11 protein-coding genes are annotated in these 15,917 nt (G+C 33.8%); 2 read left to right on the forward strand and 9 right to left on the reverse strand.

The window, feature by feature from the left end:
• Positions 1-56: 56 nt before the first annotated feature.
• The 8 genes from OQ292_RS31770 to OQ292_RS31805 all read right to left on the reverse strand — a co-directional run bounded on the left by OQ292_RS31770 (position 57) and on the right by OQ292_RS31805 (position 11,146).
• Complete coding sequence (locus OQ292_RS31770) at positions 57-971, reverse strand: glycerophosphodiester phosphodiesterase family protein (RefSeq protein WP_284688158.1); 915 nt, start codon at positions 969-971, stop codon at positions 57-59.
• Positions 972-1,032: 61 nt separating this feature from the next.
• The gene (locus tag OQ292_RS31775) at positions 1,033-2,436 is read right to left on the reverse strand and encodes a RagB/SusD family nutrient uptake outer membrane protein (protein WP_284688159.1); all 1,404 of its coding nucleotides are present in this window, start codon (positions 2,434-2,436) and stop codon (positions 1,033-1,035) included.
• 7 nt (positions 2,437-2,443) lie between these two features.
• Positions 2,444-5,905, reverse strand: a complete 3,462-nt coding sequence (locus tag OQ292_RS31780; RefSeq protein ID WP_284688160.1) for a SusC/RagA family TonB-linked outer membrane protein — start codon at positions 5,903-5,905, stop codon at positions 2,444-2,446.
• Positions 5,906-6,091: 186 nt separating this feature from the next.
• Positions 6,092-7,141, reverse strand: a complete 1,050-nt coding sequence (locus tag OQ292_RS31785) for a FecR family protein (protein ID WP_284688161.1) — start codon at positions 7,139-7,141, stop codon at positions 6,092-6,094.
• A gap of 80 nt (positions 7,142-7,221) precedes the next feature.
• Positions 7,222-7,821 (reverse strand): RNA polymerase sigma-70 factor, encoded by a 600-nt coding sequence (locus tag OQ292_RS31790; RefSeq protein WP_284688162.1) that lies wholly within the window; start codon positions 7,819-7,821, stop codon positions 7,222-7,224.
• A 197-nt stretch (positions 7,822-8,018) separates the two neighbouring features.
• Positions 8,019-9,176 (reverse strand): glycoside hydrolase family 88/105 protein, encoded by a 1,158-nt coding sequence (locus tag OQ292_RS31795; RefSeq protein ID WP_284688163.1) that lies wholly within the window; start codon positions 9,174-9,176, stop codon positions 8,019-8,021.
• A 312-nt stretch (positions 9,177-9,488) separates the two neighbouring features.
• Positions 9,489-10,397 carry a ParB/Srx family N-terminal domain-containing protein gene (locus OQ292_RS31800; RefSeq protein WP_284688164.1) on the reverse strand — a complete coding sequence of 303 codons (909 nt, stop codon included), beginning with the start codon at positions 10,395-10,397 and terminating at the stop codon, positions 9,489-9,491.
• Positions 10,398-10,402: 5 nt separating this feature from the next.
• Positions 10,403-11,146 carry a ParA family protein gene (locus OQ292_RS31805; RefSeq protein WP_284688165.1) on the reverse strand — a complete coding sequence of 248 codons (744 nt, stop codon included), beginning with the start codon at positions 11,144-11,146 and terminating at the stop codon, positions 10,403-10,405.
• An 858-nt stretch (positions 11,147-12,004) separates the two neighbouring features.
• On the opposite strand from OQ292_RS31805, the gene OQ292_RS31810 reads away from it, so the two are divergent.
• A complete protein-coding gene (locus OQ292_RS31810) occupies positions 12,005-13,012 on the forward strand; it encodes a hypothetical protein (RefSeq protein WP_284688166.1) in 1,008 nt (335 codons plus the stop codon).
• 71 nt (positions 13,013-13,083) lie between these two features.
• Positions 13,084-13,845 (forward strand): BRO family protein, encoded by a 762-nt coding sequence (locus OQ292_RS31815; protein WP_284688167.1) that lies wholly within the window; start codon positions 13,084-13,086, stop codon positions 13,843-13,845.
• Between the two features lie 323 nt (positions 13,846-14,168).
• On the opposite strand, the gene OQ292_RS31820 is transcribed toward OQ292_RS31815, so the two are convergent.
• Positions 14,169-15,896 carry a serine hydrolase domain-containing protein gene (locus OQ292_RS31820; RefSeq protein WP_284688168.1) on the reverse strand — a complete coding sequence of 576 codons (1,728 nt, stop codon included), beginning with the start codon at positions 15,894-15,896 and terminating at the stop codon, positions 14,169-14,171.
• Positions 15,897-15,917 lie beyond the last annotated feature (21 nt).

The following is a 15,917-nucleotide window of genomic DNA, read 5'->3' on the forward strand; positions in this document are numbered from 1 at the left end:
TCCCCACCAAAGCATTTTTTTACAAACCTACTTCAATGGGGTTTTAGGTTATAAAATTACTGATGCAATTTTCTTTCTCTTAAATATTCTAATAAAGCTTCTGGTCGGTCGGTCATAATTGCATTGGCTCCATTATCGATTAACCAACCCCAAGCAGCATCCGGACCTTCCAAAAGCATCATCTCGTCTGTATGGCCGGCACAAAGCTCATCCCAAAGCGCAATTGAAAGTACAGTAATGCCTTTTTTATTCATTTCTTTGATTAATTTAAAAACAGGTGACTCTGTATTATCAAAAAGCATTTCGTAACCAAAAGGTGATAATCCCTCATTATATTCCTTTACATAGCCTTCAATATCGGGTAGGTCATACCATATCTTCGGCATGTAAACTATAGAATCTAATAAGCTGCCATATTTTCCTCTCATTACTGATAATGGATCGTTTCCTTTAAGAATAGCTTGTCTTACCGTACCTGTTTTCACTAAAATATCATAAGCTTCTTGTACAGTTTCTCCTTCGGTTTTATCCAGATTCACCATAATTTTACCTTTGGCCAAACTCATTACTTCTTCTAAAGTCGGCACTTGCTGGCGCGAACCTCTCGAACCACAAGCAGATTTTAATCTTAATGCTTTGATCTCTGCCAAAGTTAAATCACTTACTTTACCTTTTCCATTGGTAGTTCTGTTTACTGTTTTATCATGCATACATACCAAATGTCCATCTTTGGTTTTACGAACATCAATTTCGACAACATCTACACCTAAATCTATACAGCGTTGTACCGCCATTAATGAATTTTCTGGTGCATATCGCCAATCTCCTCGGTGTGAAACTACCAAGATATTATCTTTTGATGGATGCTGTAATTTTTCTAAAATCAGACTTGCATTACTTTGCTGTGCAAATACATTTAGCTGTAAAAAGTTAAGCAGAGCTATTAATAAAAGTAGGTTAATTTTCTTCATTATAATTTCAATTATTGTAAAAAAATCGGGATGACGATTGCCATCCCTTGGTTCATAAATTTTAGTAACCCGGATTTTGTGTAATTGCCGGATCAGTATCGATCTGAGATTGTGGAATTGGCATCAACAAATCATTTTGATCTATGCTAATATTGATTCCTTGGCTCGAAAACCAATCGTTCATAACAGAAATTGCTTTACCTGTTCTCACTAAATCAAACCAACGGTGCCCTTCCGAAACCAATTCTAGCCTTCTTTCCATTTCTATAGCTTCTCTAATTTCGTCTTGTGAGTTAGATGATATTTCGGAAATACCCGCTCTCTCTCTCACTAAATTCAAGTTATTTAATGCCGCTCCTGTCTCACCCAATTCGTTTTGGGCTTCAGCTAACATCAATAATACATCTGCATATCTTAACACAATTACATTACTACCACCATCACTCGGTTCGCCAGAAGGTTCTTTCAATTTTTTAGAAAAAGGAATTCCTTCACTTGTAACACCCATAAAAGCCTGAAATCTTTTATCATTTTCTTCATAAAGATTATACAAACTCACGGTTGGTAGATTATGACCTTTCGCACCACTTATAGTACCTGATGGAGAAGTTTGCTGAAACATGTTGCTTCCTTCATCATTACCATTTAAGCCACTGGCAAATTGAATATCAAAAATGATCTCTGCATTGTTTTCACTTTCCAACTCAAATATTTCAGCAGGTTCTGCTAATAGTGTATGCTGTCCAGAATTTTTTACTTCGCTTAAAACAGATACCGCTTCGCTATAATTTTGCAATGTAAGATGCACTTTGCCTAATAATGCTTGCGCTGCCGTTTTTCTAATTCTACCCGTTTCTGGCTGAGTTGTTGGTAAATTCTGAATGGCTGATTCTAAATCTGAAATAATCTGGGTATATACCTGATCTGCTGCTGTTCTTTCTTGCCCAAAGTAATCATTTGGGTTAGTTGTTTCTTCAGTAACGAGTGGTACATCTCCGTATAAGCGTACTAGATTAAAATAAAGAATGGCTCTTACAAACTGCATTTCACCTAATCGAGATGCTTTTACAGTCTCATCTTCAAAAGGAACTTCTGCTATTCTATTAATTAAAGTATTTGCTCTCTGTATTCCCTGATAAGACTGTTTCCAGATATTCGTAATTAATGAATTTGTAGTTATGGTAGTAAATTCATCAAGTTGACCGTAGTTACCACCATCGTTTGCCGGCACTTCGTCAAAAGTATTATCAGAAGGAATTTCGCCGATAATTGGAATGTATAATCCATATAAACTACCTGCTTGTAACTTGGCATAAACACCAATTACTGCTTCTTCTATTTCAGTTTCTGTATTATAAAAGTTGCTTGCAGATTTGTCTGTTATTGGGTCTTGATACAGTTCATCTTCACAAGATGCCAATAACCCAAAAATTGCTATTAAAATAAATATGTGAATGTTTTTCATGATGATTTTATTTTAAGGTGATGTTGGTACCAATAATGAAAGATTGAGCGATGGGATGATTATCTCTAGCATAACCAGCTTGCAGAATATCACTTGTGGTTGCATCTGGATTAAAGCCTCTGTAATCTGTTATGGTAAATACATTGTTTGCAGAAACATACAAACGCAGTCTTTGCAGACCCAAACGATCTATCATTTTATTGGGCAAAGTATAACCTAACTGCAATGATCTCAATCTCAAATAATCACCATCTTGCATGTAAATATCTGCGGCACGCGTGTTTTTTCTAGCCGAAGAAAAGTTACCCATGTTAGGTTGAGCATAGTAACCATCTGGATTGTGATCTGGGTGATATCGATTGTCGAAATAATGTTGAGTTGGAACACCAAAGCCTTCACCTGTTTCAGTAATTACACCTTGATCGTAATTGTAAATTGTTCTGCCTGAAATACCGTTTAGCGCAAAGCTAAAGTCGAAGTTTTTGTACGCAAAGGAGCTACTAAAACCATAAAAGAATTTCGGTGCATACGTACCTCTTGAGGTTTGATCTAACTCATCAATTACACCATCGTTATTAATATCTTTTACAATATAATCTCCGGGAATGGTGCCATCTAAATGCGCCGATTGCTCAATTTGATCTTCTGTTTTATAAACTCCGTCGATCTCATAAGAAAAAATCTCTGAAATAGGGCCGCCGATTCTGGTAATCCAAGCTGCTCCGTTTTCACTTTTCTTGATTTCTTCTTGGCCATCTCCTAAAGCTAAAACTTCGCTCTTATTTGTAGTAAAATTGGCAGAGGCATTCCATTTAACAGGTCCAAGGTTAATCTCAGTTCCTGATAATTCGATCTCTATACCTGAGTTTTTTACCTCTCCAATATTTTGTAAAGAATAGCTATAGCCTGATTGTTCTGGCACTGGTACTTCTAACAATAAACCGTTTGTAGTAGTAGTGTAATAATTAGCAGAAAGGGTAAACTGATTTAAAAATCCTAAATCTACTCCTATATTAATCGACTCACTTGTTTCCCAAGAAAGCGCTGAATTAGGAGAAGTAGTTGCAGCAAAACCCGGTATTAGCTCGCCTCCAAATGTATAATTATCAGACTTAACCAAAGCTTTAGAATCATAAGCACCAATTTGATTGTTTCCTGTTTTACCCCAAGATGCTCTTAGCTTTGCATAAGTCAATACATCAGACTTTGGAATAAATGTTTCGTTGGTTAATATCCAGCCAGCAGAAACAGAAGGGAATTGCCCCCATTTAGAATCATCTCCAAATCTGGAAGAACCATCTCTTCTTAATGCTACTGCTAATTGATATTTTGATTTGTAGAAATACTGGAATCTACCAAACCAAGAAACCTGAGTCCACACATATCTATAAGTATCAAGTGAATGAGAACTAGCTCCTGCCACATTGGTAATATTATCATCTGGTATGTTGGTACCAGATATTGTAGACCTATGCCCTTGTTCTTTTTGGAAAGAATAACCTGCCAATGCGTCGATTTCATGATCACCAAATGAGTTGTAATAATTGGCTGTATACTCATTAAGGAAGTTTGTAACTCTTACATTTCTTTCACTAGTAGTGGCTTCATCTGGTGCTGGAGCTCTATAATGTCCAATATAAGATGGATCATAATAGTCATAAAAATCATTTCGATAATCAATACCAACTAATGCTTTTAACTCAAGACCATCAATAGGTTTTACTGTAAGGTAACTATTACCAAAAGTTCTGAACTTATATTTTAAATCCTTTATAATATTAGCATAAGCTACTGGATTTTCCTGTAAAGCACCGTCTTCTGGCGTATTCTCATTTAATTGCTCGCTGATGTTTAAAGTACCATCTTCATTATATACAGCAAAAAATGGATAACTGGTATAACTAACTGCAACTGGGTCTGAACTCCAATTACCAGAATCTGTATCTTTTAGTTTTGAATACGAAGGGCTCAAGTTTATATTAAAATCTATCCGATCTGATAGTTTTGTTTTTAACTTCAAATTGGCAGTAAATCTTTCTAATCCAGTTCCTATTGCAATACCATCTTGGTTAAAGTAGCCACCAGAAACATAATAATCTGAGTTTTTAGTTTTACCAGAAATCGAAGTATTAATACTCGTCATCATGGCACGGTCAAATATTTCGTCTAACCAATCGGTATTAGTAAGTCCAGATTCACCAGCAAGGTATGGATCGATGTAATGTAATCTCAATTGTCTTTTACTTGCACCTTTTTCAATTCTCGTTGCTCTGTCGTCTTCTATGCTTCTATTCACAGGGTCTTTAGATACATAGCCGTAATCTCTCGCTTCTGTAAAATACATGGCGGCATCATATGCATCTACATATTCCACTTTATCGGCTCTTTGCTGAAAACCAGTATAAGCATCAATTGAAATAACTGGTTTTTCTGAGTCTCCCCTTTTGGTTGTGATTAAGATTACTCCATTACTAGCTCTTGAACCATAAATGGCCGCAGATGCCGCATCTTTCAGCACATCTACTTTTTCAATATCATTTGGATTAATAGAACTCAATGTAGAACCTTCACTCAAAGGAACACCATCTACCACTACCAAAGGATATGTACCTGCGGTTAACGTACCAGTACCTCTAATTACAACTTGGGCATCATAACCAGGTTGTCCGCCAGTTTCGTTGATAAGCACACCAGATAATTTACCAGCTAGTTGCTGCTCAAAATTAGAAGTAGAATACTTCTGCAACTCATCTGATTTTGTGCTTGAAATTGCACCATTCACCTTTGCTTTAGACTGTGAACCATAACCGATTACCACAATTTCGTCTAGCTCTGAGGTTTCTGTTTCAAGTGCTACATCTATTTGCGATCTATTCCCTATTTCAATTTCGGATGTAGCATAACCGACAAATGAAAATAATAGCTTTTCGGCTGTTTCTGGTATATCTAACCTATATGCCCCATTAATATCTGTAATAGAACCAATATTTGTCCCTTCTAATAAAACAGTAACACCCGGAAGTGGCTCACCTGTAGTAGCCTCCGTTACTTTACCAGTAATCCTTTTTTCTTGTACATTTAGCTCCTCAATAACCAAGTTCTTGTTTAATGTACTCTTTGTTACAACTATCTGATTATTGATCCTTTTAAACTCTATATCGTATTCGTTAGCAATTTTTTGAAGCAGATTTTTAAGGTTTTCTTCATTTACAGATACAGAAGTTTTTCTTTTAGCAGGAATCTTTTTCTTAAGATATGAAAAACGGAAATCAGTTTTTGTTTCTATTAAAGTAAAAAGATCTTCTAAACTCACATTATCAGCGCTTAGAGAAATGTTTACATTCTCCAACCTTTGACTGTTAGCAGGTTCAGCAGCCATTAACAGGGTAGTTAATGCACACTGAATAATAAAACTATATAGTGTGTACTTAGTCATGGCATATACTGCCTTTAATAAATTATTTTTCATAAATTTGAATGTTTTGATAAGTCCCGACCATTAAGTTTCAGGACTTGATTGAAACTTTGATTAATTGTTTGAGAGTGGTACTGCCATACTTAAACTCTCAGCAAAAAAATTTTAGGAGCGCCCCTGCCAGGGCGTTTCTTTTTTAGAAATATTACTGCATAGGCAAATTCATTTCAGGTTAAAAAACTATTTACTTTTTAGAATTACTTTTTCTATTTTCTTGCTGTCAGATATTATTTCGTACTCGATGTTTCCGACACTGCTCAATACATCTAGTACTGTCCAAAGTGGTAAATCATTAAAGTTTGCTCTAATCTCATATGATTTAATCCGCTCATTTTCAAACTCAAATTGCACATCGTAGTAGCGGGAAAGTTTTTGGGTCACTTCCATTAGAGATACTCCAGCGAAAACAAATTCATTTTTCTGCCAACCTATAGTAGCGGCACTGTCAAAAGACATTACTGTTACTTTTTCGTTTTTTTTCTCAAACAAAAACTGCTGCATGGGTTTCAACATTTCTTTTTGCTTGTTATCCGCCTTACCAACACTCACTTTTCCTTCTATTAGCGAAACAGATATGGATTTGTCTTCTGGGTAAGCATTTACATTAAATGATGTGCCCAATACTTTGGTCTCAATATTTGCTGTATGAACTATAAATGGCTTTTGAGGATTATGTGCCACTTTAAAATAGGCTTCTCCTTCCAAATAAACTTCTCTGAGTGTATCAGAAAAAACTGTGGGATATTTTACTTTACTCGCTGCATTTAATACGATGCTTGTACCATCGCTAATGGTTATTTCTAACTTCTGCCCTTTAGCTGTTTTTTTTTCTTTCCATGTAGTTTCCTCAGCTATGCTTTTAACAGGCTGGTTAATAAAATTGTAGACTACAAAACCTGAAATAAATAACAAAGTAATTACTGCTGCATATTTAAGTATCGGATTAATAGATACATGTTTTGGAGCTTTTCTAGTTTGTATATTTTTAAGCGAATTAGCCTCTAATTTCTCCAGCTTTTCTGCCAACAATTTTTTTCCTCTTTCTTTTGAAAAAGTTTCTCTACTAAGCTTTTTAGACTCTTGTTTCCATTCTTTAGAAATCCATACAAACCATTCTTGATATTCCTGTTTTTCTAACAGAATATTTAATTGATCTATTTCTTCTTGTTCTGCTTCATCGGACAAAAAACGCGTTGCCAACTTTAAAAAATTTTCTTTATCCTGATCCATGTCTTTATTAATTTCATCTTACAGACAGGCACTAAAATAAAATTCTGCTAGTCGGTTTATTAACTTTATGTTAAGTGTATTTAAACAAAAAAGAACAATAGAAACACAATTGCCCACATCTTTAAAGATTTCAATTGTTTATATCTACCCGAAAGATGTTTTGTGGCCTCTACCATATGATTTTGCACAGTATAAACTGAAAGACCTAATGCATCAGCTATTTCTTTATACTTCATCCCTTCTAGGCGATTCATTCTAAAGATTAATTTTCGCTGATCTGGCATTTGATCGATAATGGCATCAATATTTTTTTGAAACTCTTCGAGAATTAGTAAGTGGTCTGCAGCTTGTAGGTTATCTGTTGGTTTTTGGGAAACATTCGATAAATCTTCAAAATGTTTAGTCTCTTTTTCTATATAGTTAATAGACTGGTTTCTAACTGCTCGAAAAAGATAGGCCTTTAAAGTAGATTGTATTTTAAGTTCTCTTCTGTTTACCCAAACTTTTATAAAAACATCAGAAACAGCTTCTTCAGAAAGATCTTTACTTTTTAAAAATTGAAATGAAAAATCGCACAATACTTCATAATAGCGATCGAAAAGCGTTTCAAAAGCTTGCTTATCTCCTACTCTGGTTTTATTTATTAATTGTTCATCACTATTGTCGCTATAAAATTGCATAACTTCCAAATTGCTTGCAATTCCAAAGCTAAAGAATGAAAATACCTAAGCCAAAATCCATCGATTAATGGTTTGTTAAGAGATTGTTTATTAATTGAATTTAAGAATATGCAGCAATTAATAAACAATCTAATTTTACCCCAACAACTTCATTTTTTTCCCTTATTGAGGTATTTCTCTAGCGAAAGTTTTTCTCATTATTTATTATCGATATATCTTATCATCTCTGTTGATGCTAACAAAAATGCTCCTACTCCAAAATCACTAGTAGAGTTGTTGTCTACAATTTGACCCGGCATTGCATTTTCTCCAATTGGTTGTACATAGCCAAGAGTACCATCATCTTGAATGGCTGTTTCTGCTATGTATTCCCAACTTTTTTCTACTATTGGTGCATAAGCAGATTTATCTAATAATCCATTATTAATTCCCCAAAGCATACCATAGGTGAAAAATGTTGTTCCACTAGTTTCTGGTCCAGGAGCTTGCTCAGGATCAAAGAGACTTCTTGTCCAGTAACCTTCTGCCTGTTGTTTGTCTTTTAAGGTTTCGGCCATTTTTGTGAAAATATCCACATAATCCTGATAGTGGCTATCAGATTTAGGCAAACCATCTAGTGTGCGAGCTATGGCTGCAAACACCCATCCGTTACCTCTAGACCAAAAATCTTTCTTACCACTATTTGTTTGGTGCTTAGGATAAATATACTTTGCATCGCGATAAAACAGTCCGGTTTCTTTATCGTAAACTTCCTCTTTAGTATAACTATAATATTGATAAAGTTTATCGAGGTATAAACTATCTTGAGTGAGTCCATACATGCGCGTCATTACAGGCATCACCATAAACAATCCATCTATCCACCACCAGTATGTATTTTCATCTGTATGTACTTGGTAATCCATAACTTCTTTTGCTCTTGCAACTTTAGCCTCTTCTGGATCTAGATTGTACAAATCGATGTAAACTTGAAAACATGCTTGCCAGTCGCCAAACAAAACATATTCATCAGTCTCGCCATAAGAAAATTTCCATTCTTCACGGTTTGTAGATTTTGCTCCTTGCCAGTTGTTATGTTTTGCCCAATCTAATGTGTAATCTAAGTACTTTTTATTCTTTGTGGTTTCGTAAGCTGCAAGGTTACCTATATGGTAAGTAGTATAATGCCAAAATGCATTTTGATCTTCTATTTTATGCTCGGCCTGCCACTTATCATTTACTTTTGATAATGCTTCTATTACTTTTTCTTTAGTAACTTCATCTGAAGTTTGCTCTTCATTTTTTGTAGAAGTACTGCATGACCCAAAAAGTAATATCAGCGTGAAAATAAAATATACATTTAGTTTAATATTCATACTTTGCTTGTCAATCGTTTAATTATTTTATTTTCTTGCTAATCTAGCAAATTTTTGATGTTATGAGTCATTCAATGATTAAGATCAGTTTTTTATATTCTTCTCATAGATTTGCCATTGGTTTTTAGTATTTCACCAATAACCAAAATCTACTGTCACGATGTTACTTGAAATGAAAAGTGAGAATATCCTTATCTGGATAAAATTAACTCTTTAGAAATTTTATGAGGATATAATAAACCCCACTATCCGAGCTTAAAAATCGATTAGTGAGGTTTATTAAGGGCTTAATTTATAAAGCTGGTTAGATTACTATTGGGTTGATTCGCAATATTTTTCAAAGCTATCTATCAACTTTCTTAGCTTATCAAAGCTTTTCTTGTCTGAACCTGCATTCAAAATATCTACGTAATCTTTTATTTGAGCTTTATACTCTTGTATTTTTATTTCCTCTTTGCTTATTTTTAAAGGCTTAGCAGGTTTTTTATTCTTCTTTTGAGTATATGTCTCAATATCGTTTGAAGTATTAAATACAGGCAGCTTTTCGTCTTTAATTTTGCCTAATGCCTGCAATGTAGATTTTTTAACTTTTACTTTACCACCTAAAATTTCACGCTTTAAATTTAGGTTTCCTTCACCAATTTTATCCAGACCACGTGCATACTGTGCATCTCTTTCTATAGTGGCTTGGCCAACATTATATTCTTTGCCTAACTTCTCTGATGTCTTAATAGCATCAATTTGATGCCTTGATTTTCTATCTCCTCCATGTTTCTTTTTCTCCCTTTCTAAGCGAACTCCACGAAGATAACTACGCTGTTCATCAGTTAAATTCCTTCTGCCTAACTGGTTAATTAACATCCAGTCTTTAACCTCTTCAATCGAGGGAAAGGTAATATAATTTAAGCCAAACTCTACACGCCTGCCTTCACTTTGCAATTTTTGTATTATTTCATATCTGTTATGCCCATCAATTAAGATAACAGATTCATCTTCTCTTTTCCATACTTGCAAAGGCTCGCGTACACCTTCCTCGCGAATCGAAGTTTCTAGCAAAGTTTTTTCTTCCTCACTTAATGGCGGAATAAAAGACTGTAAATTAGGGTCTATAACAATTGTGGCAACTTGCGCTTTTTCTATCACATTTGCTATAGCACTTATATCTTGTTCTGAATTTTCTTTTAATGCTTTTTGCCTAAGTTTATCTCTTAATTTTGCCATAATAATTACTCAGAAATTTCCTTTGCCAAACCCATATAATCTACTGCACCATAGCATTGCTTGTCGTAAGAAAAAATGTCTTCTCCAGAAAGCTCTGCTTCGCGAAACTTGGTGGTATGTCTAATTTTTGTTTTAAAGATCTTCCCTTCAAACTTGTTCTCAAGTTTTTCCAAAGCAACATCAGAAGCAATTCTATTTGTAAAATATTGAGTGATTAAAACACCCATTAATTCTATGTCTTTATTTAATCCTTTTTTAATTTCTCCCTCAATCAATTTAATCGCTTCAAACAAACCATCTATAGAGTAGCTTGCTGTTTGAGTTGTAATGATATACTTTGTTGAAGCAGTTACAGCATTTATGGTATAAACACCCAACGATGGGGGACAATCAATCAAAATATAGTCGAACTTGTCACTTACAGGTGTTAGCACATCTTTAAGGATATTGTATCTATAGATCGAGCTATCTACTTCGTTTTCGATACTTGCTAGAGATAATTGAGAGGGAACTACACTAAAATTTTTGTCTACTTCGTAAACCGCCAACCCTTCTTTAAACTTATAAGTATGATAAATTGTAGTTTCAGGACTATCAACTCCAACACCATGAGTAAGATTTGCTTGTGGATCATTATCGATTACAAGTACTTTTTTTCCACACAAAGAGAGTGCTTTTCCTAGGTTTATGGTTGTAGTTGTTTTTCCTACACCACCTTTCAAATTCAATATCGATACAATTTCTGCCATTCCCTTTTATTTCAAAAAATTTATTTATTAGTCTTTAACCAAAAGTAGAGAAAATTATTTACAGTTTGTAATTTCGATGCTTTGAAATATAAATCTATTTTTCCACTCAAATTTTTCTTAAAATAAAATCTTGAGTGGCTTTATAAATTCTAAAGCTTTTATAATTTCTTAATATTATTAGAGTGAAAAAATTCACATAACTTCTTGATTATAAATAGATTACAAATGCACTTAAACTCAGAACTTCCCTGAAAAGTACTCATAAGTTCCCTGTTTAGTACTCATAACTTCTCTGCTTAGTAGTCATTACTTTCCTGTTAAATTCTCACAAGTTCCCTGTACGAAATATACTCATAAGTTCCCTGAAAGGCACTCATAAGTTCTCTGAAAGGAAGTAGTCATAAGTTCCCTGTTTAGTGGTCGAAACTCAGGTTAATTTTCAGTTTCAATTATCTCGAAAAATCTGAAAGTACTCATAAGTTCCCTGAATAGTAGTCTTATTCCTTTAATTTGTTTTAAATCAACATTTACATCTAAGTTAGCCAATTATCGCTTTAAGGAAGCACGAAATTTACTACTGAATTAATTGAAAACGTATTTTATATTTCTTGATTTGTGCGAGTACTCATAAGTTCCCTGAATAGTAGTCATAACTTCCTTGCAAAAAGTACTCATATGTTCCCTGAAAGGTACTCATAAGTTCTCTGAAAGAAAGTACTCATAAGTTCCCTGAAAGGTGGTCATAAGTTCCCTGTTTGGTAGTCATATATTCCCTGAATGGTAGTCATAAGAAAGTTTCATTTATAGCAAACAAATGTTAGTTTTGGTCAGATTCGGATTTAGATTTTAATATTTTTTATGAAACAAGTTGTAAGCTACCCGGAAGTTAAACAAGTGATTAGATATCCTAATAATCTTTTAAGGATTGAAACGGGACAACAATCAAAACAACTTTCTTTATTTGATAATGAAGGGAAGCTAAATCCTACCGTTGCAAATGAGATTAATAAATCTATTGAAAGAATTCTTAATCTAAATAAGAACGACGACAATTATTCAATCGAACTGCCTTACGAGATTGAAAAGATTATTCCTGTAAATGTTAGAAACAAAATAACAAAAGAGCTTACAGGAAATGAAGTAAGGGTATTAACGGCAGTATTGGCATTGTCTCAGGAAGCGGAATCTCAAGGCGATCTATACTTTTTTGAAAAAACCAATCAAGCTTATTTCGAGTTCAACCTCTCACAACTATACGAGCTTTCAGGTTTAAAAAAAGAAAAAACTGGCAACTACAGTCGTAATCAAAGGGAGATGATTAGAATGGCGTTGACCAATTTGCATAGAAAAGAATTTCTTATCCCTAAACAGTATTTTGATAGCTCAAAGAAAAGTGAATATAAGGGGGTTAAAATTGAGCCACTTATGCAGATTCACGAAATAGGAGAGTGGACTAAAGTAGAAAACAGGAAGAAAACTCAAGTATTTAAAATTACTGTTTCAGGTATTTTTTTCGATTACAAGCAAAGAAACCAGACATATTTTAATTTACCTGCAAACCTAAATCGCCAATTAAGAACCATTAATAAAGGTAGACCTATTATAGGAATTGAGCTTTTTATTAAATGTTTGTATCAGGCGATCCATTGTGCAAAAAAAACAGATCAATTAGAATACAGTCATAACAGATTAATAGAAATAATGAAGCTTGATAAACACAAGCGTAACAAAAACTATGACCGTATAAATAAAACCATTTATAAAGCTTTTGAGACTGCTATTAAGTTAGGCATTATAGACTCTTGGAAAGAAGAAAAAACAAAGTGGAGTGCAGTAAAATATGTTTTGAAAATTCACAAGAAATGAATTTCATATTATTAAACTGTAGTTCTACATAATATTCTATTTATTCTTTTCAGAAAATAACTTATAGTAAAATGGAAGAGATTAAATTATTCGACTCAAAAGAAATTAGAACCATTTGGTTTGAAGGGCAACTATACTTTTCGGTTGTCGATGTAATTGAAGTACTTACAGAAAGTAAAAATGCTAAAGTTTATTGGTCTCAACTTAAATCGAGAGAGAAGAAAAGAGTAGGAAGCGAGTTGTTTACATTTTGTAAACAACTGAAATTACAAGGCAAAGATACCAAAAGTTATAAGACAGATTGTGCCGAAAAACAAGGTTTACTACGTATTATCCAGTCTATTCCGTCTCCCAAGGCTGAGCCTTTTAAATTGTGGTTGGCCAATTTAGGGAGTAGAGAGATTGATGAGCGTGATAATAAACGATTGGAAGCATACCGAAAACTGAAAGATACTCAAGGCAAGTTTAAAAATAATGTTGTTGATAGGGGAGTGGATGATGAGGGTTTCAAAAGGATTTTAAAATCGGGTGATGATGAGATATTTAACAATGCAAACATGCATGAAAAGTATGGCCTTGATACATCTGAAGATATTGATGATTATTCTAGCGAGTTAATTTTGAGAGGGAAAGATTTTGCTACCCTTATTACCAACCACAATGTAAGTTCTAAAGACATACAAGGAGAGAAAGACATAGAAAAAGAACATAAAGAGAGTAATAAAGATATTAGACTCACACTAGATAAGCACAACATCCGCCCAGAAGAACTGCCAGCAGAAGAAGATATAAAAAAATACAAGCAAATTAAGAAATTGGATGGGACAGAGTAGGAGGAATTCTTTGTAACATATTTGATTTCGATGGACTATTCTACTCAAATACATCAATTATATAATTTTTTACTAGATCATACATTCCTTTCACAAACTCAAATTTGAAGGACTGTAACTATGAAAGTTTACAATGTATAAGCTAGAAGAATGGGAAATAATAATTAAGATTTAAAGGCTACAAAAAATAAAATTACCTACCCACTTTAATATATTTCATGTGTATAGAATCTCTACAAATCGGCATATTGAGTATCTTTAGCCTAGAAATATGCAAGTATTTCAACCTCATATTCAGGTTAGTTACTACTTAAATTTCTATCTCATTTCTCTACTATGGCAGGCAAAATGTATTCTTTTAAAATATCTCTTGATTGATTTCCTTTTCCATTTCTAAAATTACCTGCGGTGATTACTACTACAGCTTCTAGCTCTGGAAGCACAAAAATAAATTGGCCGCCTGCTCCTCTGGCTTCAATAGATTTAATAGCTTTTTCATTAATTATATAGGTGTCATGCCACCACAGATAACCGTATTCATTTTTATCTTTTACATCCTGTAACTGCATATGTTTTTGGAAAGATTCCTCAACCCATTTTTCAGAAATTATTTGTTGGTCTTTCCACTTTCCTTTATCAAGAAATAGCTGACCGAACTTGAGTAAATCGCGTGATGTTAAAAGCATTCCACCGCCAAAATAGGGAGTGGTCTCCGTATCGTCAGTTTGATTGATATAATTTGTAATACCTAATGGTGCAAAAAGCTTTTCGTCCATATATATTTCTAAAGGTTTTTCTAAAACTGCATTTAGACAAACACCCAATAAAAATGGATTTGCAGAGCCATAATCGGCATAAGTTCCGGGCACTTTTACCATAGGTGCTTCCAAAACAGTTTGAAGCCAACTTTTCGGATTAAATGGATTTTGGTAATAATCTTCGGATGCCAGATCATTCACATCTAAGCCTGAGCTCATAGTCAATAGATCTTTAATGCTTATTTGAGCCTTTAAAGAATCTTTAGTGTATTGATAGGTTTCTGGTATAAATTCATACAGTTTTTGATCTACACTTTTTATTATTTCATCATCAATGGCAATGCCGATCATTGCAGAAGAAATGCTTTTCGATGCCGAATGTAAATCGTGAGGTATGTTGGCATTAAAGCCATCGAAATAACTTTCGAACACCAGTTTATTTTCATTCGCGATTAGCACACTATGCACATTAATCAATTTTTTGGCGTGAATGTCTTCAAGCAGTCGGAGTAGTTCATTTTTATTGATACCATAATCATGGATGTTGGCTGTTTCCCAACCATCATTTAAACTAGGAGGTGTATCTGTATTTTCTTCTTGCTTAATAGCATCAATCTTAACTACAGATTCCCAATCGGCGTCAAACTTTATTAAGCTGACTTTGTTAATAAAAGCATCGGATAAATAAATCTCTAAGTCAATTGTATTTTTCAAAAAGATAGCACGAAATCTAAAACCTGTATTATCATCTTTAAATAAGAGAACATCATCTTTCATTTTAAAGCCACTTGTCCAAGTCCCTCTAAATCTTTGATCTCCAAAAAAGGGATAAGCGGCTAGCGTGCCATCATCATTCTTTTCAATAGCTAAAAGAATTTCATCTGAGATTAGGCTATTATCTATCATAAATGTATTCCAATAGCCTTTAAACCTATTGCTTCCTGCATTTTGCAAACTAATATGGTAAAAATATCTTCCAGATTTTATAAATCCAGTGAGAGTTTGGCCTTCATGCGTATTAAAGAGAGTAATGTGTGTGTGGCTATCAATACTAATTTGGATATGCTCATCACTAGCTGACTTTAAGTTTTTGTCGATAAGCGTTTTATCATTAGCTATAAGCAGATGATAGTTGTTAGCTTTTAATTTTTCTAAGCTGATAGTAAAATTAAAACTATTCTTGTTGGGAAGTGTCCCAATCCAATTACCTTGATAATCTTGATTGCCTTTTTGCGCACAACTTACTAAAGTTGAGAAAGATAGAAGTATTAAACTTGTTAGTTTCTTTAACATAGTATAAGAGTTTATAGCGGT

Origin of the sequence: Chondrinema litorale, assembly GCF_026250525.1 — a bacterium.
Classification (GTDB): Bacteria; Bacteroidota; Bacteroidia; order Cytophagales; family Flammeovirgaceae; genus Chondrinema; species Chondrinema litorale.

Bases quoted from the DNA above. Each gene is read 5' to 3' on its own strand.
- OQ292_RS31780 (WP_284688160.1), bottom strand. From the start codon at position 5,905: ATGAAAAATAATTTATTAAAGGCAGTATATGCCATGACTAAGTACACA.
- OQ292_RS31805 (WP_284688165.1), bottom strand. From the start codon at position 11,146: ATGGCAGAAATTGTATCGATATTGAATTTGAAAGGTGGTGTAGGAAAA.
- OQ292_RS31820 (WP_284688168.1), bottom strand. From the start codon at position 15,896: ATGTTAAAGAAACTAACAAGTTTAATACTTCTATCTTTCTCAACTTTA.
- OQ292_RS31810 (WP_284688166.1), top strand. From the start codon at position 12,005: ATGAAACAAGTTGTAAGCTACCCGGAAGTTAAACAAGTGATTAGATAT.
- OQ292_RS31770 (WP_284688158.1), bottom strand. From the start codon at position 971: ATGAAGAAAATTAACCTACTTTTATTAATAGCTCTGCTTAACTTTTTA.
- OQ292_RS31795 (WP_284688163.1), bottom strand. From the start codon at position 9,176: ATGAATATTAAACTAAATGTATATTTTATTTTCACGCTGATATTACTT.
- OQ292_RS31775 (WP_284688159.1), bottom strand. From the start codon at position 2,436: ATGAAAAACATTCACATATTTATTTTAATAGCAATTTTTGGGTTATTG.
- OQ292_RS31785 (WP_284688161.1), bottom strand. From the start codon at position 7,141: ATGGATCAGGATAAAGAAAATTTTTTAAAGTTGGCAACGCGTTTTTTG.
- OQ292_RS31800 (WP_284688164.1), bottom strand. From the start codon at position 10,397: ATGGCAAAATTAAGAGATAAACTTAGGCAAAAAGCATTAAAAGAAAAT.
- OQ292_RS31815 (WP_284688167.1), top strand. From the start codon at position 13,084: ATGGAAGAGATTAAATTATTCGACTCAAAAGAAATTAGAACCATTTGG.
- OQ292_RS31790 (WP_284688162.1), bottom strand. From the start codon at position 7,821: ATGCAATTTTATAGCGACAATAGTGATGAACAATTAATAAATAAAACC.